This is a genomic window from Leeia speluncae (genome assembly GCF_020564625.1).
Taxonomy (GTDB): Bacteria; Pseudomonadota; Gammaproteobacteria; order Burkholderiales; family Leeiaceae; genus Leeia; species Leeia speluncae.
Window position 1 is genome coordinate 246,486 of the sequence record NZ_JAJBZT010000006.1, and the last position, 25,209, is coordinate 271,694.

Sequence of the window (25,209 nt, forward strand, 5' to 3'; positions counted from 1 at the left end):
TGCAGATAGATTTGGATTTAATTCAGAAATACTGAATAGTTGGAATAAACTGTTTAAAATAAAAAAACCAGCGATACGCTGGTTCTTTTACAGGTTAGCCTAGCCGCTGGTTAGTACCCCTTCGTTCTATCTACTAACCCACTTGGTGACTTGCCTTCTAGTACGAGTGTTAACTTGGCGGCGATTTGAGCCACCGAGTCTTGCATGGGGGTAATACCTGCAATATGAGGGGTTACTCTGATCTTTGCATGAGACCAGAATATGTGGCTAGCCGGCAACGGCTCAGTCTTGAACACATCGAGCGCAGCACCAGATAGCTGACCATTTTCTAATGCTTCTAGTAGATCCTTTTCTACTAACTGCGCACCTCGCGCAATATTAATTAGATAACTACCTTTAGGCATCTGGCTAAATAGTGCTTTGGAAAGAATATTCTCTGTATCTGCGGTCAATGGCAATAAATTAACAAGCACTTTGCATCGACTAAGTGCATTGGTTAACCCTTCTTGACCATAAACGGTTTCGATGCCATCAACAGGGATGTTCTGATTACGCCAACCAATAACGGGGAAACCAAGCGTCTGGCAGCGTTTAGCCACCACAGCGCCTAATTGGCCTAAACCTAATACACAAACCGGCCAATCTTGCTTGTTTAATAACTGATGTGGGTGCCAGATAGACTTTTGCTGTTGCTGACGATACTGCGCATCGTAATAAAACCAATCTAGCAACATGCGTGTGACGTAATCTGCCATTTGTTCTGCCATTCCGCTGTTTTCTAATCGATAAAGCGGTAGGCTAGGGGGGCAGAAAGGCAGAAGTGCGTCTACGCCTGCACCAAGGGCAAACATCGCTTTCAGCGAGGTTTGCTTTTCAAATAAGCGAACAGGTGGTTTCCATGCAATTGCATAGTCAGCCCCTGCTGGTGCAGTTTCCCAATCTTCTAATTCAAGGTTAGGTAAGTATTGTTGGAAGGCTTTTTCCCAAATCTGCCGGGAATCTCCTTCAGAATAAAAAACAACGCGCATTATTTTGTTTGCCAAAGATTAATTAGCCAATCGGATAAGTCTTCAATCTCTTCTGCACATACAGAATGTGGTGTTGGATATTCGTGCCACTCAACTGGGTAACCCCAATCTTGTACTTGCTGAAGTGCTTCTTCCCCAAGTTGAATACGAATTACTGGGTCATAAGTACCGTGGCCAGCAAAAATTGGCGTATCAAAGTTAGCCGCTTGTCTTTGTTTATCTAGTTCGGTTGCATTAGGTAAATAAGTGGATAGTGCAACAATCCCACTTAATGAGTGCTTGGATGAAAGCCCTGCGTAGTAAGCCATTACGCCACCTTGAGAGAATCCTGCTAGTAAGATATTTTCAGCAGGGATGCCACGTTCCACTTCGCGGTCGATTAGCGCATGAATCTGTGCGCATGATTTGGCGATGCCATCTGCATCAACGGTGCGATGGACATCGGATAACGTAATAATGTCGTACCATGCCCGCATCACATAACCATTGTTGACAGTAATAGGGAGCATCGGCGCATGAGGGAAAACAAACCGAACCGATTGACCTTCAGGTAATTCTAGTTCACTAGTCATCGGGAAGAAATCATGTCCATCCGCACCTAAACCATGTAGCCAAATAATACTATGGGTAGGATGGTCGCCTAATGTGTGCTCAACACATGGTAGAAATTGTTCAGTCATTATTTAATTTTCCAGTTACACAAAGGCAATTTACTTCGTGGTCATCAACTAATCCAACTGCTTGCATATATGCATAAATAATAGTCGATCCAACGAATTTGAAGCCTTTTTTGCTCAAATCTTTTGATATTTTGTCTGATAGTTCTGTTTTTGCAGGTACATCTCTGAAACTATTGGGGCGGGAAACAATGGGTTTTCCATCGACAAACTGCCACAAGTAGTTTGAAAAACTGCCGTGTTCTTTTTGAACGCGGAGAAAACAATTTGCATTGTTAATGGTGCTGGCTACTTTGAGCCGATTACGGATAATGCCCGGGTCATTTAATAATTCAATTACCTTGCTATCTTGGTAATCGGCGACTCTTTTCGGCTCAAACTCGTCAAATACTTTACGATAATGCGCTCTTTTGTTTAAAACCGTTTCCCAGCTTAGGCCTGCTTGCGCCCCTTCTAGTGTAAGCATTTCAAAAAGATGCTGATCATCGAAGACAGGGCGGCCCCATTCCTGATCGTGATAATCAATATATAAAGGGTTGGCTAGGTTCACCCATCCACAGCGATGAATTGATACGTCTTGGTTCATGGTTTATCTTTCCAGATACTTCTCTTCGGTCCAAAATATTTGGTATCAACGAATGTGCTGACCCACTCTGGTTTATATATCACCATCAGTGTGAGCAAAAATCCTGTTTGAAATGCTTCTGCCCAAGATAAAAGTAACCAGTAAGGAAGAAACTCGGTTAGCAAATAATCAAATGAGTATGCGCCTAAACTACCTAGTGCAATTACAGCCAATAGCCCGGACGAAGCGAAGCTGATTGCGGCAGTTAGAAACCCACCACCAAGTAAATAAATAAATAGATTTTTGGGTAGCCATTTATCCTGAATCAACTGGGTGCACGATGCGACCAATACAGGCCACGCTACTAAAATGAGCTGATTTAATGCAATAGCCGATTGGTATTGCTCATGATAAATCGTATGAAAAATCAACACGATGGTTAGCGCAAAAAGGCTTAGACCTCCGCCCAGTAAGCGAGTGATGAGCGTTGCCCCTAATAGATGCAAGGCTAAGCCTGCACGAATAGAGATTTCTAGTTCCCAAAAGAAGGCAACAATGACAATGGAACCAAGAAAAACATGTTGACCTGTATTACTAAGGAAAAATCGCCAATTAGCAAAACGTCCCCCAATGACTAAACCGCCTAGTGCCAACCCTATCAGCACTAGGTTTAGCCAAAAAGGCAGCAGGTCATTAAAGATGTTCATGATGCAAATGTGGGTTTAATGGCAGACTTAGGACGAAATGATTTCACTACTTCCGGATTCGTTTCGATGTAAGGACCACCAATCAAATCAATACAATACGGAATGGCTGCAAAAATGCCTTGAACCAAACTCTTACCGTCTTCCGCTTTTAATCCTTCTAGCGTTTCTTTAATGGCCTTTGGTTGGCCTGGTAAATTCAGAATCAACGATTGCTTACGAATCACACCAACTTGCCGAGATAAAATAGCAGTAGGGACAAATGCTAGGCTAATTTGCCGCATTTGTTCTCCAAAACCCGGCATTACTCTATCGGCTACCGCCAATGTCGCCTCTGGTGTGACATCTCGAATCGCTGGTCCTGTACCTCCGGTTGTTAATACCAGATGGCAGCCTTCTTCATCGACCAGATTCTTTAAGGTGGATTCAATTTCAGCTTGTTCATCTGGAATTAGCTTGGAGACCATTTCCCAGGGCGTCGTTAGCGCATTCGTAAACCACTCGGTTAAAGCGGGAAGACCTTTGTCTTCATACACGCCCGTACTGGCACGATCACTAATAGACACTAAACCAATTTTTAGCTTAGTTGGATTACTCATCCTCATCGCTTTCTAAACTGCCTTCTTCTAATGATGCATCACCCACTACCGTAGGTGGTGGAGTCAAAGACTTTAGTAGTTGAAAGAGTTCTCGATAAGCTTTTGGCGGCTTGTTTAACTCTTTTTCTTTATTCGCATTACGAATTAACTGACGAACTTGCTGAATATCTGCTTCAGGGAATTCTTCAACTAATTCAGTTAGCGCTTTCGAGTCAGTCAGTAAGCGATCACGAGTACGTTCTAGTTTATGTAACCAAGAAGTATGTTCAACACTTGGTTGCTTTAATGCATCTAGATAAACACGAATCGGTTCGGCATCGATACTGCGCATAATCTTGCCGATATATTGGGATTGGCGACGAATGGCACCGTGTGCGGTCAGTCGCTTCGCTTCGATGATGGCATCAAACAGACGGTCTGGCAGATCCATTTTTTTTAATTGCTCAACGCCTAAAGCAACGAGTTCATCGCCAATATCTTGTAGATCATGCATATCTCTTTTGCGTTGAGATTTGCTCGGACCATCGTAAAGTGGCTCATCGTCGTCGTAATATTCTGTCTGATTCATCTCGATGTTTTCTGATTTAAACTAGTTCAAATGACTGTAATAGCGGCAAACTAAGTAAGTTGCTCTTGCAAAGCTGTTATCATACCATTCTAGGCATTGAAATGCCTGTCGGACGTTCACATTAACAGCGAATGCTGATGAACGATCATCAGGTTATCTACTCTAATCATAGTTTAGTTTTCTCAGGAAATTTGCGTGGCTAACTCTCCATTTACGTATTCTCAAGACGATCTCAAGCAACTAGTTACCGATGTGCTAGCTTATGCAAAGCAAAAAGGCGCAACAGCAGCCGATGCTGAAGTATCCGAAGGGGCTGGTCATACGGTGTCTGTGCGGCTAGGGGAAACCGAGACGATTGAATATCATCGTGATAAAGGCTTTGGAATCACTGTCTATGTTGGTCAAGCAAAAGGTCACGCGAGCACGGGTGATTTTTCAAAAGCAGCGATTGAGTCTACGGTAGACGCCGCGCTAAATATTGCTAGGTATACGGCTGCAGATCCTTTTTCTGGGTTAGCTGATGCAGATATGTTAGCGACAGAGTTTCCCGACCTAGATTTATTTCATCCATCCGATATTTCTGTAGAAGCAAGTATTGCGCTTGCTAAACGCTGTGAAGATGCCGCTAGAGCGGTTGATTCTAGAATCACTAATTCCGATGGCGCTAGTTTGTCTACTCAAAGTAGCCACTTTGTATATGGTAATTCTCTTGGCTTTTTAGCGGGTATTCCGACTTCTCGTCATTCTCTTTCTTGCGCAGTGATTGGGGAGGAGGGGGATTCAATGCAGCGAGATTATTGGTATGACTCTTGTCGCCAATTTGCTTCGCTAGCCTCTCCTGAATCTATCGGCCATCGTTGCGGGGAACGAACCATCCGCCGCTTAAATGCGAGAAAAGTGCCAACTACCCAAGTGCCGGTCTTATTTGAAGCGCCTATTGCGGCAAGTTTAATTGGACATTTCTTACAAGGCGTGAGCGGTACGTCTTTATATAGACAAGCCTCTTTCTTGCTAGATTCACTCGGCACTCAAGTGTTTTCCCCAATTATCGAATTACAAGAGCTTCCATTTATTCGACAAGGTCAATCTAGTACTTCGTTTGATGATGAGGGTGTAGCAACTAAAGAACGTTACGTGGTGAAAAATGGTGTCGTTGAAGGCTATTTCTTAGGTTCATATAGCGCCAGAAAATTGGGAATGAAAAGCACAGGTAATGCCGGAGGAAGTCATAACCTAGTTCTGTCTTCGACAGGAGAAAGCTTTGACGAGCTCCTTCGCAAAATGGGGACAGGACTACTGGTTACCGAACTAATGGGACATGGCACCAATATTGTGACAGGTGATTACTCCCGAGGTGCTGCTGGTTTCTGGGTGGAAAATGGGGTGATTGCCTACCCGGTAGAAGAGATTACAATTGCCGGCAATTTGAAGGATATTTTCAAAGGCATCTTAGCTGTTGGTAATGATCACTTGCCTCATTCGTCACGACAAACCGGCTCTATTTTGGTAGAGAAAATGACGGTTGCTGGGAATTAATACATCGTTTCCAAGTCGATAAGCAAAGTTAAACAAGGTTGTGAGGTAGTGGTGAAAGACAGTAAAACAAATCTTTTAGAGCAAAAGCTTGAAAACTTCATTTTTTGGAGTCGATGGATTCAAGTGCCGCTTTATCTAGGCTTGGTGGTGGCACAATGTGCCTATGTGTGGGCATTCTTAAAAGAGTTATGGCATCTGGTGCATGATCTGAATGCAATGGGCGAAACTCAGATTATGCTGATTGTACTTGGCCTGATCGATGTTGTGATGCTAAGTAACCTCATCATTATGGTGGTGATTGGAGGGTACGAAACTTTTGTATCTAAACTAGATTTGCATGGGCACGAAGATGTACCCGAATGGTTGTCGCACGTTAATGCGGGTGTCTTAAAAGTGAAATTAGCGACGGCATTAATCAGTATTTCAGGTATCCATCTCCTGAAGAGCTTTATTAACGCAACTCAAATGGATACTAAGACGCTGATTTCTCAAACGGTGATTCACTTAGTCTTTTTAGTTACCGCCGTTGGATTGGCTTATGTTGATCGCCTTATGTTGCCTGTGAATGCTAAGGCACACTAAAAAAGATGTGTAAATGAACCTGCCAACTAAGAAAACACCTGAATATTGGGATGATGCTATTCGAGTGCTATCAAATCAAGACTTGGCGTTGGTAGGTTTGTTTCAAGCATATAGAGGGGAAACACTAAGTGGCGGTGGCGATGCCTTTAAAACATTGGCAAATGCGATTGTCGGGCAACAAATCTCTGTAAAAGCAGCGGAAAGTATTTGGCAACGTCTACTGAATCGATTAGGTAGTATTTCGCCAGAGTCGATTTTGGCTATCGATGGTGAGTTGTTAAGACAAGAGGGTCTATCTAAGCGCAAAGTGGAATACATTGTTGACCTTTCTAAGCACTTTGTAGAGGGGAAAATTAATCCACTTCATTTTCATGAAATGACAGATGAAGAAGTGATAAAAGCGTTAACAGATGTAAGGGGAATAGGACGTTGGACGGCGGAAATGTTCCTCATCTTTCATTTGCTAAGACAAGATGTTTTGCCTCTTGATGATATTGGTTTGCAACGCGCAGTAGCTAAACACTATGGGTGGGAATATCCATTTGCTGTGAGTAAATTGGCTGTCTTTGCTGAAAGATGGGCCCCGTATCGGACCGTTGCAACGTGGTTTATGTGGCGTAGCCTTGATCCTATCCCCGTTGCTTATTAAGATTAACCGCCAATTGCTGCAACAAATCCTAAATATTCTCGTCACATTCTATTCATCTTTACGTCATATCTAATTGCTACATTTCTTTGGTCAATCAACCAGTGAGCCAAAGTAATGAGCAACGCATACTGTAATCCAGATCAAATTAATAACCCAACAGATAATCCGTCCTTTGACCAAGTACTTGGCATGAGATTGTCACGCCGTGGTTTCATGCAAGTTTCTGTCGGATCCGCTTTAGCTGCTGGTGCAACTGTAGGGTTAACAGGCTGTGCATCTACTGGTAATGGTTCATCTGCTGGTTTTACCCCAGTTCCACTTTCGACTACCGATAAAGTCATTGTGCCAAATGGCTATGTGGCAGAAGTGGTTTATGCTTGGGGCGATCCTGTCGGTAGTTTTAAAGGCATGCCAACATTCAAAGCCGATGGTAGTAACACCGCCGCAGAGCAAGCATTACAAGCGGGTATGCATCATGATGGCATGTGGTTTTTTCCATTTCCACTTGGGTCAACTAATTCTGATCAAGGCTTGCTGGCAGTGAACCACGAATATGTGGACGATGGATTGTTGCATCCAGATGGTCAAGCAACTTGGACTGCTGAAAAAGTGAAGAAGTCACAAGCTGCGCATGGCGTGTCAATTGTTGATATGCGTTATCACCAAAATCAGTGGAATGTATGGCCATCTGAATACGCACGTCGTATTACAGCGGAAACACCAATGAAGATTGCTGGTCCAGCTTCTGGTCATGCATTAATGAAAACGAATGCAAATCCAACTGGTGATCAAGTGAATGGTACATTTGCTAACTGTGCAAATGGTCATACCCCATGGGGAACTTACCTAACATGTGAAGAAAACTGGCAAGATTACTTTGTTACGCCAAAAGCGAATGCGCTAGAAAAACGCTACGGAATTAATGACAAAGGCGCTGGTTACCGTTGGCATGAATTTGATCAGCGCTTTAACGCCGCCGTTGAGCCAAATGAATCTAACCGCTTTGGTTGGGTGGTCGAGATTGATCCATATGATCCTAACAGCACACCAGTTAAACGTACTGCATTAGGTCGCATGGGTCACGAAGGTGCTGCAACCATTATCGCTGAAGATGGTCGTGTAGTAGTGTATATGGGCGACGATAAGCGCTTTGAGTACATCTATAAATTTGTTTCCAGAGATAAATATGATGCAAATAACCGTGCGCACAATATGACGCTGCTAGATCATGGCACTTTATATGTCGCAAAGTTTAAAGCAGATGGAAGTGGTGAGTGGATTGAACTGACTCAAGGTAAAAATGGCTTGACTGAAGACAAGGGCTTCGCAAATCAAGGTGATGTTGTCATTAAAGCACGTCAAGCGGGCGATGTGGTTGGTGCAACCCCAATGGATCGTCCAGAGTGGACAACCGTACACCCTCATACAAGAGAGGTTTTCTGTACCCTGACCAACAATAGCGAGCGTGGTAAAGATGGCAAACCTACCGCAGATGCCGCCAACCCACGCAACAATAACCTGTTTGGCCAGATTATTCGTTGGAAAGAAGTCGGAGGACAAACTGCGACCAAGTTCACTTGGAATTTGTTTGTTCAAGCAGGTAATCCAGCTTCTTCTAAGCCAGAGCATAAAGGCAATATCAAAGGCGACGTGTTTGGTAGCCCTGATGGCTTGTGGGTGGATCCTCGCGGCCTGTTATGGATTCAGACAGACGTGTCTACAAGCACCCTAGATGCAAAAGAATATGCGGGTATGGGTAACAATCAGATGCTAGTTGCTGATATCAATACAGGCATGATTAAACGCTTCTTAACTGGTCCAAATGGATGTGAGATTACTGGCATTACCATGACGCCAGACATGAAAACCTTGTTTATTAACATCCAACACCCTGGTGAACCAGCAAGTGAAAGATCTGATCCAGCAAATCCATTGGCTGTAAGCGCTTGGCCTAACGGCAAAGGACGCCCACGCTCTGCGACAGTTGCAATTCGTCGACTAGACAATGGTATTGTTGGTAGTTAATTAGATTTGCGTTATCTCGCATGAAGGAAGGATTGAGTTGACTCAACTCAATCCTTTTTTCTTATTAATAAGGAATAATCGCTCCCTAATTAAAGGGAAGTGTTGCAATCGTTGGCTGCAGTAAATGCGCTCAAGGCGACTGACCATAAGGTTTAATACTCGCCAAAAAGTAGCAATTACTTATGTTTCCCTACCTAAGTTGGCATGTTTATCAAATAAATATTGCCATGAGATGTGATTTGACCTTGCAACTCCTGTAATTTATGCACAGAATGTAAACATGAGTGCTGTAAAAGAGTGTGAAGTAACTTCGAAGTAGAATTAAAAAGTAGCACTCGCCAAAGAATTGCAAAATACGCTGTTCGCCAGATAATGCTGATGGAGTTTAAACGTGTCCGAACTACTCAAAAAAATTGATGCACGTACAAAACTTGCAGGAACCAACAAGTTGGAGATTCTGCTTTTTACACTTGGTACAGACCAAAGAACTGGTCGTAGAGAAAATTTTGGTATCAACGTGTTTAAGGTCAGAGAGGTCATGCGGACGCCTGAGATTACGCATGCGCCTGAAATGCCGGCTTGTGTTGAGGGCATGGTAAGTCTGCGTGGTGCGCTTGTGCCTGTCGTCGACCTAGCCAAATATACCGGCATCCATACAGATGCGAAGCCAGAAATTATGATCGTGACTGAATATAACGGTCATACCCAAGGTTTCTTGGTAGAAGCAGTGGATACTATCTTAAGGCTTGACTGGTCACAGATGCGAGTCCCTCCTGATATGCTAACTGCTCAGATGGGCGGTATTATCACTGCAGTTACCGAACTAGATACTGGCAAATTAGTGATGATGATGGACGTAGAAAAAGTCCTATCAGAAACCAGTAACTATGATGACCAAATGAGTTATCAAAACATTAAACCGTTGCCTAAACCCAAAACGGTTTACTTTGCGGATGACTCTGCCGTTGCCCGTAAGCAAATCTCAACCACTTTAGAAATGATGGGGGTGAAGTACTTCTCCGCCATCAATGGTAAAAAAGCTTGGGATGAGCTAGAAAAAATGGCCGCCTTAGCCGAGGCAAATGGCGAAGAAATGAAGAATATTGTTAACCTCATTTTAACAGACGTTGAAATGCCAGAGATGGATGGTTACATGCTCACCAAGAACGTTAAATCAGACCCAAGATTTCGCGGAATTCCTGTCCTAATGCATTCATCCCTGTCTGGTATGCAAAACCAGAAGTTGGGCCATTCGGTTGGTGTAGATGAATATGTCGCAAAGTTTGAACCTCAGCGCCTTGCCGAAACGTTAACTCGTTTATTGGGTACTGAGTGATCAACTAATTCGCAATATTGGATTGATTCAAAATAACACTATTCTTAGAATTCCCAATGGGTGGATGAGATGAGTAATAAGGCACAAGAAAACCTGCTAGACAGCATTGATGCTAGAACAAAACTGGCTGGATCCAACAAAATGGAGATTTTGTTGTTCTCGCTAGGTACTGGCGAAATCTTCGGGATTAACGTCTTCAAAGTAAGAGAAGTTTCGCAAACCCCTCATATTACCAAGACACCAAATATGCCATCTGGTGTGGAAGGTGTTATCTCTCTACGCGGCAATATTATCCCAATTATTTCTCTATCTAAGTTTGTCAGCCCAGGCCAGAACCAAAGCAGTGAACAAACGATGATCGTGACAGAATTCAGCCGACATACCCAGGCATTTTTGGTCGATGAAGTGGATCGAATCATTCGCGTGGATTGGGATAAGGTTAGGGCGCCAGAAGGCATGCTAGCAGGTAGCCAAGGGCTTATCACTGCGGTAACGGAGCTGCCTGATGGTAAGTTGGTTTCAATTTTGGATGTTGAGCAAATTCTTTCATCTGTTATTGGTGAAAAGATTGTCCCTGATGTACAGTCAACACAGTTGAGAGAAGATATTTATATGTTCTTCTGTGATGATTCTGTTGTTGCTCGTAAAGAGATTACCAGTGTGCTTGATAAGCTAGGCGTGAAATACCATCAAGCCAACAATGGTAAAGAAGCTTGGACAAAGCTACAGAATTTAGCTGGACGTATACAGGGCGATGGCGAATCGCTAAATGAACATCTCAAACTAATTTTAGTTGATGCAGAAATGCCTGAAATGGATGGTTATGTGCTTACAAAACACATTAAAGCCGATCAGCGTTTCAAAGGTATTCCTGTCGTAATGCATTCATCCCTGTCTTCTAATGCAAACAGAGCAATGGGTAACAGTGTCGGTGTTGATGCGTATGTGGCAAAATTCGATCCGGTTGTATTGGCGGAAACTATTCGACCACTACTGTTGAGTTAAAATATCTGTTGTAAAAGAAGATCACGACAGATTAAGTGAGGGCAAGCATGGCTGATAAGAACATGAAGTTTCTGGTGGTTGATGATTTTTCTACCATGAGACGTATTGTGCGTAACCTTCTGAAAGAACTAGGCTTTTCAAACGTTGACGAAGCTGAAGATGGTCAAATCGCACTTCATAAACTACAAAATGGTCAATTTGATTTTGTAGTGTCTGATTGGAATATGCCAAATATGACTGGCATTGAGCTTTTAAAGGCGGTCCGTGCAGACCCAGGCTTAAAAGCACTTCCTTTCCTCATGATTACTGCTGAAGCAAAAAAAGAAAATATTATTGAGGCGGCAACGGCAGGTGCAAGCGGTTACATTGTGAAGCCATTCACTGCTGCTACTCTGGATGAAAAACTGAATAAAATTTTCCAGAACGTCGGAAAATAAGGAGAGTCTTGTGAGCGATAGAAATTTTGAGAGCGGTGATTCAGCAGATTTAGAAGCACTGTTTGATAGCATCGTTGCAACTAATGCAGCTCACGAAGCCGCGCCCGCAGACGCTGCAAAAGAAGAAACTTCAGGTGCTGGCGTAACGAGTGACATGGTTGAACCTGCAAAATCAATGTTTGCTCAAATTGGGCATATCACGCGTAAATTGCATGATACTTTGCGTGAGCTTGGCTACGATAAATCATTGGAAAAAGTGGTCGCAGAAGCGATTCCAGATGCAAAAGATCGTTTGGCTTATGTTGCTAAGTTGACCGAGCAAGCTGCTGATAAAGTGCTATCTGCTGTTGATGTGGCTAAACCCCTTCAAGAAAAGCTTTCTGAAGACTCAGATGTATTAAACCAGCGTTGGGATAAGTTGTTTGCAAACCAACTCAGTGTAGAAGAGTTTAAAGTACTTGTTGCAGATACAAGAACCTTTTTACACAGAAGCAAAACAGAAACCAAACAAACGGATGCCTTGTTGCTTGATATTATGATGGCGCAAGATTTCCAAGATTTAACTGGTCAAGTGATTAAGAAAATTGTTGAGATGGCAAAAGAAATGGAAGCCCAGCTCTATAATTTCCTTGTTGAATACACGCCAGGTGCAGAGCGCAAACCAGAAGAACATACTCAGCTAGAAAATGGCCCAGTGATCCATGCGGAAGGCCGAAGCGATATTGTCACAGATCAACAACAAGTTGATGATTTGTTGGCTAGCTTAGGTTTCTAGAGCTATAACAATAGTAGGCGATAATAAATAACCAAGGCAGCGAGGGTAGCGAGATGAGTGATTTTGGCGGAATGGAAGAGTTGCTTCAGGATTTCCTGACAGAATCGTCTGATATGTTGTCTGATGTAGATAACAAACTAGTAGAACTTGAAAAAAGACCCGAAGATAAAACCCTGCTTAACGACATTTTTCGTGGTTTTCACACGATTAAAGGTGGCGCAGGATTTTTAAATGTCGAAGCATTAGTTACCTTATGTCATCGTACGGAAAATCTTTTTGATAAGCTGCGTAATGGAGAAATGAAGCTATCTGCTGAAATTCTTGATTACATCCTCGCATCTACTGGTGTCGTTCGAGAAATGTTTGGTGATCTATCTCAAAAACGTCAGCCAAATGGTGCACCCCAAGCGTTACTGGATGCGCTAGACGCAGTGCTTGATGGAAAAATGCCTTCACAGATGACTGCCGCCGCAGCAGCGCCTACTCCTGAACCAGAAAAAGTCGTTGTCGCCCAAACGGTTGCTTCATCATCGGCTCCGATTACAGCTAATGGTGGTGAGCCTGATTGGGATGCCTTGTATCATGGTCTACTAGGGACAACGCCTGTTGCAACTTCCGCTCCTACGCCAGTGGAGACACCTGCTATGTCACAGACTTCTGCTCCAGTGCTTGAACAAGCTGTTGTTCGTACCCCAGAAAATACCCCACCAGCACAGCGTGCGCTAGCACCTACCTTGCCAAGTGGGGGGCAGCAATCTACTCAGCAACTAACAACGCAAGAAACGACGATTCGTATTGATACGAATCGTCTAGATCAGGTGTTGAACTTGTCCGGTGAAATTGGGCTGACCAAAAACCGCCTAACCACATTACGTACTGATATCTTGCAAGGTAAGAATGATCAGTTAACGCTTCGCTCACTCGATGAGGCAATTGGTCAATTGGACTTGCTTGTTTCTGATCTGCAAAATGCAGTGATGAAAACGCGGATGCAACCAATTGGACGACTGTTCCAAAAGTATCCACGATTGGCGCGTGACCTAGCGCGTCAATTAGGTAAGGATGTCGAGTTAGTTATTACCGGAGAAGAAACCGAACTCGACAAGACAATGATCGAAGATTTGAACGATCCACTTGTTCACTTGGTTCGTAATGCCGTGGATCACGGTATTGAGACCAAGGAAGATCGTTTGATTCTTGGCAAGTCTGAGAAGAGTTTAGTTCAGTTAAGCGCCACGCAAGTTGGTGATCATATCCTGATTGAAATCACCGATGATGGCAAAGGTATGAAACCTGAAATGATTCGCCAAAAGGCAATCGAAAAAGGTTTGCTGCGTGCGGAAGATGCCAATAATTTAGATGATAAGCAGAGTCTGCAACTAATCTTCTTGCCAGGGTTTTCAACAAAAGACCAAATTTCGAGCGTTTCTGGACGTGGTGTAGGCATGGATGTAGTGAAAACTAACATCCAAAAAATGAACGGTAGAATTGATATTAACTCTGTACCTGGTGAAGGTACTAGATTCACGATTAGCTTACCGTTGACCTTGGCGATTCTGCCAGTGTTGGTCGTCCGTGTATGTGATCAGCCATTTGCAGTGCCTCTAGCAATGGTCCGTGAAATTATCCCACTTGCGAAAAATGATATTCAGCAAGTTTCTGGTAAAGCGACAATGGTTGTGCGTGATGAAATTCTTTCAGTACGCTCACTCGCGGCACTAATTGGTTGGCATGATAATAAGCCACCTTCATTTGGTGTGCTAATGCAGTCTGCGGAAACTTCTTTCGTACTAGCGATTGATTCGTTTGTTGGTCGTGATGATGTAGTGATCAAACCACTACAAAACATTAAACCTAAAGGGATTGCTGGTGCGACATTGTCTGGTGATGGATCTGTTGTTCTAGTATTGGATATGGAAGACCTCTTAACTGCACTTGGAACGGATCAAGCCGCACCTTTATTTGATTTTGCCTCTTGATTTGATCTTATAAAGGGTGATCAAATGTCTATGTGGCATTTGTTTGCCCTTATCTCTTCTTGAATTAATTAATTGACGCTATATGACTCAGCAAAATACGAATGCTTTCATCGGTAGACAGCCAATATTAGACAGACATCAAAAGCTAATTGGCTATGAGCTTTTATTTCGTTTAAATGCTGCCGCTTCTTCTGCCGAGTTTTCTAGTGATTTGCAAGCTGGTACCAATATTCTGGTAAACACTTTATCTAATATGGGTGCTGAGTGGCTTGTTGGCGATAAGTTGGCATTTATCAACGTCGCCCAGGCAATGCTGCAAAGTAACTTTCTTGAGTTGTTACAGCCGCAAAAAGCTGTTCTTGAAGTATTAGAAACGGTAAATGCAACACCTGCTATTTTGCAGCGTGTAAAAGAACTTCGCTCTCAAGGCTTTTCGATTGCTTTGGATGATTTCGTTTTGTCGCCACAAACGGCGCCATTCCTAGAAGTTGCTAACTATGTAAAATTGGATGTGCAGTTATTAGGTATGGCACAGGCTATTGAGTTAGCAAAGAGTATTAGACGTTATCCGGTTCAGATTATTGCTGAAAAAGTGGAAACAAAAGAAGAGTTCCGCCAGTTGCATGAGGCCGGATTTGATGGTTTCCAAGGTTACTATTTTGCCCACCCAGAAACATTGGCTGCAAAAGTAATTAATCCTGCGTATGCAAACATCTTGTCTCTTCTTAATATGCTTAGAAATAATGCAGAGATTAAAGATATTGAAAATGCATTAAAACGTGATGTTGCGTTATCTTTTAAATTGTTGCGCTACATTAACTCCGCAGGTTTTGGATTGTCTTGTGAGATTCAGTCGTTCAAACACGCGGTGACTATTCTAGGTTATCAAAAACTATATCGTTGGTTGACCTTATTATTAGTGACAGCTGCTGCAGAAACTCCAGGGGCTTCTGCACTAATGAAGTTGGCAATTACTCGCGGACGTTTTGTTGAGTTAATTGGTCAAAATTTCTTAGAAGGTCATGATCGCGACAATCTATTTATCGTTGGTGTGTTCTCGCTGCTTGACGTAATGCTTGAAATGCCAATGGATAAAGTGCTGGATAATCTATTGTTACCAGAGCCTGTACGCGATGCATTACTAACACGTGATGGTCTATATGGCCCATTCTTGAACTTGGCGATTGCTTGTGAGAATCCTGAGTTACAAGAGGTTGAATCGCTTGCTTCACAATTGCAAATTGATCCAGAAATGCTAAATAAAGCGCAAATTAGTGCGTTGACTTGGGCTGAACAGTTAGGTGCTTAACTAGCCTTGTTTTTTAGGTTGCCTACCAGCCCCTTTCATAGGGGCTGTTTTATTTAATCAGTTGTTTAAACTGATATTAAGTGTAGATATTCTTATGTTTCTAAATACCCGCCTTGCTACGACCGGACATTTCATTTCATTAGAAGGAGTGGATGGTGCTGGTAAAACCACGCATCTTAAATGGTTAGTTGATCATTTAAATGCGTTGCGCGTACCTCTCGTTGTTTCGCGTGAACCTGGTGGCACGCCACTTGGAGAAAGCTTACGCGAATTAGTTTTACACCAAGAGATGAGTATTGAAACAGAGGTATTGTTAATGTTTGCTGCTAGGCAACAACATTTGCAATCAACGATCTTTCCCGCGTTACAAGAAGGGAAATGGGTTGTCTGTGATCGATTTACGGATGCGTCTTACGCTTATCAAGGTGGCGGTCGTGGGCTTTCTATCGAAAAGATTAGTATGTTAGAACATTGGGTTCATGCTGATTTTCAACCAGATTTAACGTTGTTATTTGATGTTCCACCTGAAGTTAGTTTTGAGCGTGTTAGACAGGCGAGAAATCCCGATCGCTTTGAAGAACTAGATATTACTTTTTTTGAGCGGGTGAGAGAGGCGTACTTACTTCGTGCAGCGCGAGATCCTTTAAGATTTCATTTGATTGATGCTAATCGCCCCATTTCAGTTATTCAAACAGATCTTCAAACCATAATCAGTAACTACCTAGAAGGTAAACGACATGGATGAAACTGATGGTGTTGCTGTTGTAAAACCTCGAATATTTGAATGGCACAAAACGGTTTGGGATAGCTTAATTCATCGCCAAGATCGTTTGCCGCATGCGATTTTATTTCATGGCCCTACCGGTTCGGGGAAAAAGGAATTTGCTGAAGCCTTTGCTATGCATTTGTTGTGTGAGGCACCTTCATCAAATGGCGAGGCATGTGGTGTATGTAATGGATGCAACTGGTTCTTACAAGGGCATCATCCTGATTTTAGGAAAATATTGCCTCCTGCTGAAATGGCAACTGACGAGGATGCTGATGTAAGTAAACGTTCTGGATTATGGATCTCTATTGAAGCGATTCGTGAATTAGAGAGCTTTGTTCAACTCACATCTCATCGTAGTGGCAGAAAAGTGGTTTTTCTTCCAATGGCAGATCGTTTGAACGTGGCCGCCGCAAATGCTTTGTTAAAGACCTTAGAGGAGCCACCTAATAATGTCGTATTTGTGTTGGTGTGCGAACAGTTAAGCAGATTACTGCCTACTATTCGTAGCCGTTGCCAAAAGGTAGCTTTACCCCCTCCTGATCGTGAAGATGCTCTGGCTTGGCTATCTGTAGAAAAAACACTTGATGCATCGGTACTAGATTTGGCTGGTGGAATGCCTTTACAAGCAATCAAATACCGTCAAATGCCCGAGTATGATCATTTAAATGGCGTGTTAGATTGGTTGGTCAATCCGTTAATGCAAGGTAAAGACCCTGTAAGAATGGCGGCGGAATGGTCGAAAATAAACTTATCAATTCTGCATGATTGGTTGTCTAAATGGTTGTATGACCTTATCATGGGATGTTCTGGTAATATACCTAGATATTTCTCAAGCAGACATCAAGATATTTTTGATCTTACTGCAAAATTATCATTGTCAGGATTGATTACTCTGTCATCCTCCGTTGCTGAAGATAAGAGAATTCTTAATCATCCGTTGAATACTAAGTTAGTGTTAGAAAATTGGTTGCTTGGTTATTATGCGTTAATCGCAAAGTCGCAACGAAGTGTTTCTTAAATTCGATATGTTCAATTTAAGTAGAAAGCGTTGAAATGAATGAGCAAGTAAAATCTGCCGCCGCACGCCCTGGCGTGATGTCGTTGACGATCAAAGAAAAAGCGAGCCTATACGCGGCATATATGCCATTTATCCAAGGTGGTGGTTTGTTTGTGCCAACTGGCAAACCTTATAATTTGGGGGACGAGGTATTTTTGTTATTGGCCTTGTTAGATGAACCAACAAAATATACTGTTACCGGTAAAGTGGTTTGGATTACGCCGCCTGGCGCACAGGGTAGCCGTTCTCAAGGTATTGGTGTTCAGTTTAGTAGCAATGAATTTGGTGTTGCTGCTAAAAATAAAATTGAAGGTATTTTGGGTGGGCACTTACAGTCCAACCGTTCGACTCACACAATGTAATTTTTTCTATGTTTATCGATTCGCACTGTCATTTAAATTTTCCTGATCTTATTTCTGAGTTGCCAAAACATTTGGCGGCAATGGATGCCAACCACGTAAAAATGGCATTAGTTGTTGCTGTGGATCGTGCTGGTTTATCTTCTGTCCTATCTTTGCCTAAGCAAGATGCCCGTTTTGTGGCATCTGTTGGTATGCATCCAGATCATGAAAATGAAGCGGAGTATTCTGTAGAAGAGTTATGTTCGTTAGCAGCAGACGAAGCGGTGGTTGCTATTGGTGAAACGGGGTTGGATTATTACCGCTTAACGGGTGATTTGGCCTGGCAAAGAGCGCGCTTTGCAACGCATATTCAAGCGGCAAGGCAAATCAAAAAACCGCTGATTATTCACACCAGAGCCTCTGCTGAAGACACTATCAACATGATGCGTTCTGAAGGGGCGAATGCAATTGGCGGTGTGATGCACTGCTTTACCGAATCTGTAGAGGTTGCGAGACAAGCGTTGGATCTTGGTTTTTATATTTCCTTATCTGGAATCGTAACATTTAAGAATGCAGTAGAAGTAAAAGAAGTTGCTAAGTTTGTTCCATTAGATCGATTGCTTATTGAAACGGACTCTCCTTATTTGGCGCCAGTACCATTCAGAGGGAAACTAAACCATCCGGCTTTAGTTGTTCATGTGGCAGAAGAAATTGCTACCCTAAAATCGATTTCTTTAACTCAGGTTGCCACTGAAACGACGAATAACTTCTTGAGGTTATTTAATGTGCCTAATGAACGCAAAGTTGTGTTGCAATGAAAGTGACCGTTTTGGGGGCGGGATCTTCTGCGGGTACCCCTGTAATTGGTTGCGAATGTTCCGTTTGCCAAACGCGGTTACCTAAAAATGTTCGCACACGCGCAAGTTGTCATATCCTTGATGAAGCGACGAGTATTGTTATTGATACAGGCCCAGATTTTCGATCCCAAGCATTACGAGAAAACTTGAAGCATTTAGATGCGGTGTTGTACACCCATCCTCATGCGGATCACCTAAACGGAATTGATGACCTGAGAGCGTTTTGTTTTCGGCAAAAAGCAGCGATTCCTTTGTATGGGAATGCTTTTACCATTGAAAATATTCAGACAAGGTTTGATTACACACTTTTCCCGCCAACAGAGCATTGGGAAAGACCTGTTTTGACAGCAAATTCAGTTGATGTCCCTTTTGATGTGAATCAGACGATAGTTGTGCCTATTCCTTTATTGCATGGAAAGTGGCCGATTTTGGGGTACCGAATCAAAAATGTTGCATGGTTAACGGATGTATCTACGATCCCAGAGACTTCATTTGAGCTTTTATCTGGTTTGGATGTGCTGTTCTTGGATTGTCTTCGATTTAAGCCACACTATACACATCTAAGCTTAGATGAGGCGGTTTCTCTTTCCCAAAAAATAGGGGCCAAACAAACGTATCTTATTCATATGACTCATGAAATTGATGCCGTTGCGCATGCCAATTTACTACCTGAAGCTGTCGCTTTTGCATTTGATGGCATGCAAGTAACTGTATAATCTTTGTCCTCTTTTACATGGTTTTTCTACTTCTGTTATGATTACCATGTGACTAATAAGTCATCTAATTGATCTGGGTAAACATGGCAAGCCAATCGCCAGATTTCATTAGTTTGAACAATCTGTTCTTCTGCATGAGCTTCTTTGGAAATAAGCTGATGTCTTAGCATGACATTTTTTTCTTTGTTACTTAAGATGACTGAAAAAGAGGCTTGCCGATTTTGAAAGTGCAGATGAACAGCGCAAGCACCACAGGTCCCATGACCACACCGCCAGTAAAGTGGAAGTCCTTGTTCCCTGACTATTTCAGTTAAAGATTGAGGAGTGGATGTCATATCGACCGTAAGCACTTCTGGGGTGCTCATTTTTCCGCCAAAGAACGTGATTTTAGCCATGTCTGTGTATACTGAGTCAAGGATGTAAGAATAGTTTGCAATTACAATTCGCAATGCAAGTTAGAATGCACCCTCTAAAGCCTACGACCTATAAGAAGCGATAGCAACTATCGAATACTTAAATTTTCGAAAGATTGCACCAAATTGAAAGTGGAGAGTTATGTCCGAATGGAATATTGGGGAACACCAATTACATTTTGATCCCTTGCTAGATTGTTTGGTATCGATTGGCAAGTTGCATGGTGCAACGCTCACAAAAGAGGCTTTTTCTGCTGGCTTACCCTTAGTTGATAATCGTCTAACACCAAGATTGGTATCTAGGGCTGCTGCGCGAGCTAATTTAACTGCGCGTGTTGTTAGACGGTCTCTAAATGAAATCAAACCACATCTGTTGCCTGCCATTTTATTATTAGATGGCCGTGAAGCATGCGTACTGTTAGATATCTCAGATGATGGTATTGCCAAAGTGCAGTGGCCTGAATCGCCAGAAAGCGCGGATGAGCTTCCTATCCAGCAAATAAAAGATCGCTACAGCGGACAGGTGATTTTTGTTCGCCCTAAATTCAAGTTCGATAATAGGGCCCCTCAATTAGGCCATATCCGATCTAAGCATTGGTTTTGGGGTGTGATGAAAGATGCATCTCATTTTTATAAAGATGCTTTGTTAGCTGCAATCCTTATCAATTTGTTTGCGCTGGCGTTCCCATTATTTTCTATGAACGTTTATGATCGCGTGGTTCCTAACCATGCGATTGATACCTTGTGGGTGCTAGCGATTGGCGCTGTGCTTGTTCTCTCTTTTGATTTTGCACTTCGGACTGTTCGAGGGTATGTGATTGACCTAGCTAGTAAGCGGGTTGATGTAAAGCTGTCTTCATTGATCATGGAACGAGTACTTGGTATTCGTATGGAGCATCGTCCGTTATCAGTCGGTTCTTTTGCTGCCAATTTACGTTCGTTTGAATCTGTTAGAGATTTTATTGCATCGGCTTCAGTGTCTGCGTTAGTGGATGTCCCATTCTCTATATTATTCTTAATTGTTTTAGTCTGGCTGAGCCCTTGGCTTGTCTTACCTGCGTTGATTGGTTTACTGCTAGTCACTATTTTTGGGATTATTGCCCAAAGTAAGATGCAAGAACTATCTGAAATGAGTCAACGTGCTTCCGCACAACGAAATGCAACGTTAATTGAAAGTTTGGTTGGTATTGAAACGGTGAAGTCGATGGGCGCCGAATCCGATATTCAACGAAAATGGGAAAGAACTTCAGTTTTTCTATCGCAAATTGGTGGCCGTCTAAAACTGATGTCGACAACCACCATTAATTTTGCTTCGTTTATTCAGCAGCTAGTGAATGTGATTGTGATCATCTCGGGTGTTTATCTGATTATGGATAATCAATTAACACAGGGGGGATTAATTGCTGCAACCATGATTTCTGGTCGTGCATTGGCACCGTTAGGTCAGGTGGCAGGGCTGTTAATGCAATTTCATGCTGCTAAAAGCTCACTTGCAAGTGTGGAAAGCTATATGAAGTTGCCAGTGGAGCGACCTGAAGAAGCTAGTTTCTTGCATCGTAGTGGCTTTAAAGGTGAAATTGAATTCAAGGATGTGACCTTCAATTATCCTGGCAGAGATACGCCTGCTCTTAAAAATGTTTCATTTAAAATTAAAGCTGGTGAGAAAGTTGCCGTTATAGGTAGGCTGGGTTCAGGAAAAACTACCATTGAACGTTTGATGTTGGGTTTGTATCAGGCGACCTCGGGTTCCGTCATGGTGGATGGGGTGGATGTCCGACAAATTGATCCAGCAGAGTTACGTCGGGCGATTGGCTATGTGCCACAGGATGTCACGTTATTCTTTGGCACGCTGAGAGAAAATATTGCGGTAGGAGCACCATTTGCAGATGACAATGCTGTACTGTTAGCCGCCGATTTGGCTGGGGTGAGCGAGTTTGCATATGCGCATCCCTCTGGTTTTGATATGGTGATTGGAGAGCGTGGCGAATCACTTTCTGGTGGGCAAAGGCAATCGGTTGCTGTGGCGAGGGCATTATTGAATGATCCACCAATCCTAATTTTGGATGAACCAACAAATGGTATGGATCACACGAGTGAAGAGCGTTTGAAAGGCCGTTTAAAAGAAGTTTTGGCTTCTCGCAAAACAATGTTGTTAGTGACTCACCGAACTGCACTATTGGACTTGGCAGAAAGATTGATTGTGATTGATGGGGGTCAGATTGTTGCCGATGGTCCTAAAGCGCAAGTGGTAGAGGCATTGCAGCAAGGCCGAGTCGGGAGGGCGGGTTAATGCTACCTGTTAATAATGAAACAGAGAGCATGCCTAAAAAAGTAGGTGTGCTAAAAAAACTTGCCCAGTATGTTTATCAAAAAGGTATGCATGGTTTTGGTTTGTATTTGGACAAAATGGCCACCAAACATGAAATACCTGATGAAGCATTGGTTGGTGATGGCGATTGGGCTGTTATTGAAGAAGATGGTTACCGAGTGCGCTTAATCATCCGAATCATGGCGGTTTCGATACTAATTCTGGTCGTTTGGGCTGCGTTTGCGAAAATTGATGAGGTGACGAGGGGGGAAGGTAAGGTTATTCCTTCTAGTGAAATTCAGATTTTGCAGAGCTTGGATGGCGGTAATGTATCTGCCATTTCAGTTAAAGAAGGTCAGCAGGTCAAAAAAGGACAGTTGCTGCTCAAAATTGACCCGATTAGATTTGCATCGTCATTAAAAGAGAATCAGGCACAATATTATTCGCTAGTGGCTAGAGTTGCGCGTTTACAAGCATTGTCAGATAACAAACCATTTGTTGCACCTGAAGAGGTTGTCAAAAATATTCCTCAGGTTGCAGAGCAAGAACGCGCATTATATGAATCCAGTATGCAGGGGCTTGAGGCTAATGTGGCTATTGCTAGGCAGCAATTGGTGCAACGTAATCAAGAGTTGGTTGAAGTTAAAAGTAGGCGAGATCAAGCCGCACAGAACTATGAATTAGCGGCGAAAGAGTTGGCAGTAACAAAGCCATTGGCGCAGAGTGGGGCTGTTTCTGATGTTGAATTGCTACGTTTAGAGCGAGATGTATCTCGTAGCAAAGGAGACCGTGATCAGGCCGCTGCACAGATTCCGAGATTGCAAGCAGCAATCCAGGAGGCGACTAGGAAGATCCAAGAGGTTGAGCTTGCTTTTAGAAATCAAATTCGAGGGGAGCTGTCAGAGTCGGTGGCTAAGCTAAATAGCCTTTCTGCTGGAAGTGAAGGGCTGGCTGATAGAGTTAAGCAAACGGAAATTAGGTCCCCGGTTAACGGAACGGTGAAGCGTTTAAATGTAAATACATTAGGCGGAGTTGTGCAACCGGGTAAAGATATTATTGAAATTGTGCCGAGTGAAGATGCGTTGTTATTGGAAGCAAAGATTTTACCTAAAGATATTGCTTTCTTAAGGCCAGGGCAGAGTGCGTTGATCAAGTTTACCGCTTACGATTTTTCAATCTATGGTGGCTTAGAGGCGACTTTAGAACAGATCGGTGCTGATACGGTGACCGATGAAAAAGGAAATGCGTTTTATATTATTAGATTAAGGACTGCGCAGTCGTATATTGGTGATAATCACATGCCAATCATTCCTGGTATGGTTGCTGAGGTTGATGTGAGAACTGGTAAAAAAACCGTACTATCCTATCTCTTGAAGCCTGTATTAAAAGCTAAATCAAATGCGTTATCTGAGCGATGAATAATATAACTAAAATACTTTGCGTAACGAATGATGAATTGATATGGGCTCGCTGGCAAAAAGTTCTGCCCAATTCTGTTCGTGCAGCACTAGAGCGTATTGATACCACGTCGGGGGTTGCAATGTTTGTGGATGCTGACTCCATCGCGGTTGGTAGTGATAACGCTACTTTGTGGGGGCTTGCTAAATTATTACCCGTTGTTGTAACAGCCTCTCATCCTAAGGATGAGCTAGGTTTAGATGTGCTGAATGCTGGCGCAGTTGGCTATACAAATACTTTTTCAGATGCTGAGGCATTTGCTCATGTACTTTCTGTGGTGAGTGCTGGTGAAGTCTGGGTTGGAAAGAACTTGTTACAACGCCTTTTGAAAGGCATCCAACAAGTTTCTGTAACAGTCGCCAATCAGGTGGATGATTTGCTGACAGTCAGAGAGCTTGAGGTTGCAAGGTTGGTAGCTAAAGGTGCAAGCAATAAAGATATCGCAAGAGAGTTAGATATTACTGAAAGAACGGTAAAAGCGCATGTCTCTACCGTTTTGGAAAAGCTAGAGGTCAATGATCGACTTCAATTAGCCTTAAAAGTGAACGGCATTATCTAGTTTTTGGACAAGATAAACGCTTAAAAACCGCCTATCTGTACTTTCGTACAATAGGCGGTTTTTTTTATACAAGATAAATTGCAAGTATCAATTAATCCGTCTATACAGACCGAGGTTTAACATGGCTGAAACAACATCAATCAAATCAACTTTAGTAATTACTTTCTTAAAAGGAAACGTAATTGTTAAGGATGAAAATGGCAATGAGCACGTTGCAAAACTAGGTGAGGTGCTTACAGTTGGAGAGATGTTGGTGACAGGTTCCGATGGTCAGGTTGAGCTAAAGTCTCCGGATGGTGGTGAGCCTGTTGTTTTAGCCGAGAACAAAGAGCTCTTAATTGAAGCAAACATTTTCGGTGTGAATGTTGATCCAACCGAAAATGCGATCGCACAGTTAAACCAAGAGTCGCAAAGCATTATTGATGCTTTAAATAAAGGTGTTGATTTAACGGCAGACCTTGACCCTACAGCAGCGGGGTTGAATGCGGGAGATTCTGCTGAAGATGGGCATGGTTTTGTTCGTTTGCTACGCATTGTTGAAGAGCTAGGAAAACAAAGCTTTCAATATAATATTACGACAAGTCAGCCGACAGATGATATCCCACCTGGAAGTGGTGTTAATCAAACATCAGATAGTATTTTAGTTCCTGCAGCAAATACTGACGTTAACTCAATTCAAGAGGATGGTTCAAACCCCATAAAAGGTAATGTCCTATCTAATGATTATTTAGGTTCTAATCCTTCTACACAACCGGTTAGTTCCGCAGGTACTTTTACTGGCGCATACGGAAGCTTGCTACTGAATGCAGACGGCAGCTATACGTATACTTTGGATAACCAAAACGCTACTGTTAATGCACTAAATGATGGGCAATCTATCCACGATGTATTTTCTTATACGCTAACTGATAGTCAGGGAAATACATCCACTGCCAATTTAGACATTACAATCAATGG

Annotated in this window: 26 protein-coding genes; 19 read left to right on the plus strand and 7 right to left on the minus strand. The window is 42.8% G+C overall.

Annotated elements, in window-relative coordinates; all coding sequences use genetic code 11:
* Window positions 1-110 precede the first annotated feature (110 nt).
* The 6 genes from LIN78_RS12630 to yjgA are packed head-to-tail and all read right to left on the minus strand — an operon-like array spanning window position 111 to window position 4,141.
* Entirely contained in the window at window positions 111-1,028 is a 918-nt protein-coding gene (locus LIN78_RS12630) for a 2-hydroxyacid dehydrogenase (RefSeq protein ID WP_227181201.1), read from the minus strand.
* On the minus strand, window positions 1,028-1,708 hold the full coding sequence (locus LIN78_RS12635; protein WP_227181202.1) for an alpha/beta hydrolase: 681 nt from the start codon (window positions 1,706-1,708) through the stop codon (window positions 1,028-1,030). Before LIN78_RS12635 ends, LIN78_RS12630 begins: the two co-directional genes overlap by 1 nt.
* Window positions 1,701-2,291: a DNA-3-methyladenine glycosylase I gene (locus LIN78_RS12640; protein WP_227181203.1), complete on the minus strand. Its 591-nt coding sequence runs from the start codon at window positions 2,289-2,291 to the stop codon at window positions 1,701-1,703. The genes LIN78_RS12635 and LIN78_RS12640 overlap by 8 nt, the downstream gene beginning before the upstream one ends.
* A complete protein-coding gene (locus tag LIN78_RS12645) occupies window positions 2,288-2,977 on the minus strand; it encodes an energy-coupling factor ABC transporter permease (RefSeq protein ID WP_227181204.1) in 690 nt (229 codons plus the stop codon). Before LIN78_RS12645 ends, LIN78_RS12640 begins: the two co-directional genes overlap by 4 nt.
* Window positions 2,974-3,573, minus strand: coding sequence for a molybdopterin adenylyltransferase (gene mog / locus LIN78_RS12650; RefSeq protein WP_227181205.1), 600 nt, complete (start codon window positions 3,571-3,573; stop codon window positions 2,974-2,976). Before mog ends, LIN78_RS12645 begins: the two co-directional genes overlap by 4 nt.
* Window positions 3,566-4,141, minus strand: coding sequence for a ribosome biogenesis factor YjgA (yjgA, locus tag LIN78_RS12655; RefSeq protein WP_227181206.1), 576 nt, complete (start codon window positions 4,139-4,141; stop codon window positions 3,566-3,568). The genes mog and yjgA overlap by 8 nt, the downstream gene beginning before the upstream one ends.
* A 195-nt stretch (window positions 4,142-4,336) precedes the next feature.
* Between yjgA and pmbA the strand changes: the two genes are divergently transcribed.
* The 15 genes from pmbA (at window position 4,337) to LIN78_RS12730 (ending at window position 19,514) form a co-directional block, all read left to right on the plus strand.
* Window positions 4,337-5,677, plus strand: coding sequence for a metalloprotease PmbA (gene pmbA / locus LIN78_RS12660; RefSeq protein ID WP_227181207.1), 1,341 nt, complete (start codon window positions 4,337-4,339; stop codon window positions 5,675-5,677).
* A 51-nt stretch (window positions 5,678-5,728) separates the two neighbouring features.
* On the plus strand, window positions 5,729-6,259 hold the full coding sequence (locus tag LIN78_RS12665; RefSeq protein WP_227181208.1) for a TIGR00645 family protein: 531 nt from the start codon (window positions 5,729-5,731) through the stop codon (window positions 6,257-6,259).
* A 13-nt stretch (window positions 6,260-6,272) separates the two neighbouring features.
* A complete protein-coding gene (locus LIN78_RS12670) occupies window positions 6,273-6,908 on the plus strand; it encodes a DNA-3-methyladenine glycosylase family protein (RefSeq protein ID WP_227181209.1) in 636 nt (211 codons plus the stop codon).
* Between the two features lie 114 nt (window positions 6,909-7,022).
* The gene (locus tag LIN78_RS12675) at window positions 7,023-8,933 is read left to right on the plus strand and encodes a PhoX family protein (RefSeq protein WP_227181210.1); all 1,911 of its coding nucleotides are present in this window, start codon (window positions 7,023-7,025) and stop codon (window positions 8,931-8,933) included.
* A gap of 391 nt (window positions 8,934-9,324) precedes the next feature.
* Window positions 9,325-10,269 (plus strand): chemotaxis protein, encoded by a 945-nt coding sequence (locus tag LIN78_RS12680; protein ID WP_227181211.1) that lies wholly within the window; start codon window positions 9,325-9,327, stop codon window positions 10,267-10,269.
* 69 nt (window positions 10,270-10,338) lie between these two features.
* Window positions 10,339-11,274: a chemotaxis protein gene (locus tag LIN78_RS12685; RefSeq protein WP_227181212.1), complete on the plus strand. Its 936-nt coding sequence runs from the start codon at window positions 10,339-10,341 to the stop codon at window positions 11,272-11,274.
* A 47-nt stretch (window positions 11,275-11,321) separates the two neighbouring features.
* Window positions 11,322-11,711, plus strand: a complete 390-nt coding sequence (cheY, locus tag LIN78_RS12690; protein ID WP_227181213.1) for a chemotaxis response regulator CheY — start codon at window positions 11,322-11,324, stop codon at window positions 11,709-11,711.
* Between the two features lie 10 nt (window positions 11,712-11,721).
* A complete protein-coding gene (gene cheZ, locus LIN78_RS12695) occupies window positions 11,722-12,486 on the plus strand; it encodes a protein phosphatase CheZ (protein WP_227181214.1) in 765 nt (254 codons plus the stop codon).
* Between the two features lie 53 nt (window positions 12,487-12,539).
* On the plus strand, window positions 12,540-14,465 hold the full coding sequence (locus LIN78_RS12700) for a chemotaxis protein CheA (protein WP_227181215.1): 1,926 nt from the start codon (window positions 12,540-12,542) through the stop codon (window positions 14,463-14,465).
* An 82-nt stretch (window positions 14,466-14,547) separates the two neighbouring features.
* Window positions 14,548-15,774 carry an EAL and HDOD domain-containing protein gene (locus LIN78_RS12705; protein WP_227181216.1) on the plus strand — a complete coding sequence of 409 codons (1,227 nt, stop codon included), beginning with the start codon at window positions 14,548-14,550 and terminating at the stop codon, window positions 15,772-15,774.
* A 94-nt stretch (window positions 15,775-15,868) separates the two neighbouring features.
* Complete coding sequence (tmk, locus tag LIN78_RS12710; protein ID WP_227181217.1) at window positions 15,869-16,519, plus strand: dTMP kinase; 651 nt, start codon at window positions 15,869-15,871, stop codon at window positions 16,517-16,519.
* A complete protein-coding gene (gene holB / locus LIN78_RS12715; RefSeq protein ID WP_227181218.1) occupies window positions 16,512-17,561 on the plus strand; it encodes a DNA polymerase III subunit delta' in 1,050 nt (349 codons plus the stop codon). Before tmk ends, holB begins: the two co-directional genes overlap by 8 nt.
* Window positions 17,562-17,596: 35 nt before the next feature.
* Window positions 17,597-17,962: a PilZ domain-containing protein gene (locus LIN78_RS12720; protein WP_227181219.1), complete on the plus strand. Its 366-nt coding sequence runs from the start codon at window positions 17,597-17,599 to the stop codon at window positions 17,960-17,962.
* Between the two features lie 8 nt (window positions 17,963-17,970).
* A complete protein-coding gene (locus tag LIN78_RS12725; RefSeq protein ID WP_227181220.1) occupies window positions 17,971-18,759 on the plus strand; it encodes a TatD family hydrolase in 789 nt (262 codons plus the stop codon).
* Window positions 18,756-19,514 (plus strand): MBL fold metallo-hydrolase, encoded by a 759-nt coding sequence (locus LIN78_RS12730; protein ID WP_227181221.1) that lies wholly within the window; start codon window positions 18,756-18,758, stop codon window positions 19,512-19,514. The genes LIN78_RS12725 and LIN78_RS12730 overlap by 4 nt, the downstream gene beginning before the upstream one ends.
* A gap of 41 nt (window positions 19,515-19,555) precedes the next feature.
* Here LIN78_RS12730 and LIN78_RS12735 read toward each other — a convergent pair whose 3' ends face one another.
* The gene (locus LIN78_RS12735) at window positions 19,556-19,909 is read right to left on the minus strand and encodes a 2Fe-2S iron-sulfur cluster-binding protein (protein WP_227181222.1); all 354 of its coding nucleotides are present in this window, start codon (window positions 19,907-19,909) and stop codon (window positions 19,556-19,558) included.
* Between the two features lie 160 nt (window positions 19,910-20,069).
* Here LIN78_RS12735 and LIN78_RS12740 point away from each other — a divergent pair, with 160 nt between their 5' ends.
* The 4 genes from LIN78_RS12740 to LIN78_RS12755 form a co-directional block, all read left to right on the plus strand.
* Window positions 20,070-22,217 carry a type I secretion system permease/ATPase gene (locus tag LIN78_RS12740; protein WP_227181223.1) on the plus strand — a complete coding sequence of 716 codons (2,148 nt, stop codon included), beginning with the start codon at window positions 20,070-20,072 and terminating at the stop codon, window positions 22,215-22,217.
* Between the two features lie 86 nt (window positions 22,218-22,303).
* Window positions 22,304-23,653, plus strand: coding sequence for an HlyD family type I secretion periplasmic adaptor subunit (locus LIN78_RS12745; protein WP_444543522.1), 1,350 nt, complete (start codon window positions 22,304-22,306; stop codon window positions 23,651-23,653).
* On the plus strand, window positions 23,650-24,252 hold the full coding sequence (locus LIN78_RS18270; RefSeq protein WP_284700256.1) for a response regulator transcription factor: 603 nt from the start codon (window positions 23,650-23,652) through the stop codon (window positions 24,250-24,252). Before LIN78_RS12745 ends, LIN78_RS18270 begins: the two co-directional genes overlap by 4 nt.
* Before the next feature lie 121 nt (window positions 24,253-24,373).
* On the plus strand, window positions 24,374-25,209 hold an 836-nt coding region (locus LIN78_RS12755; protein WP_227181225.1), incomplete at its 3' end, for a retention module-containing protein.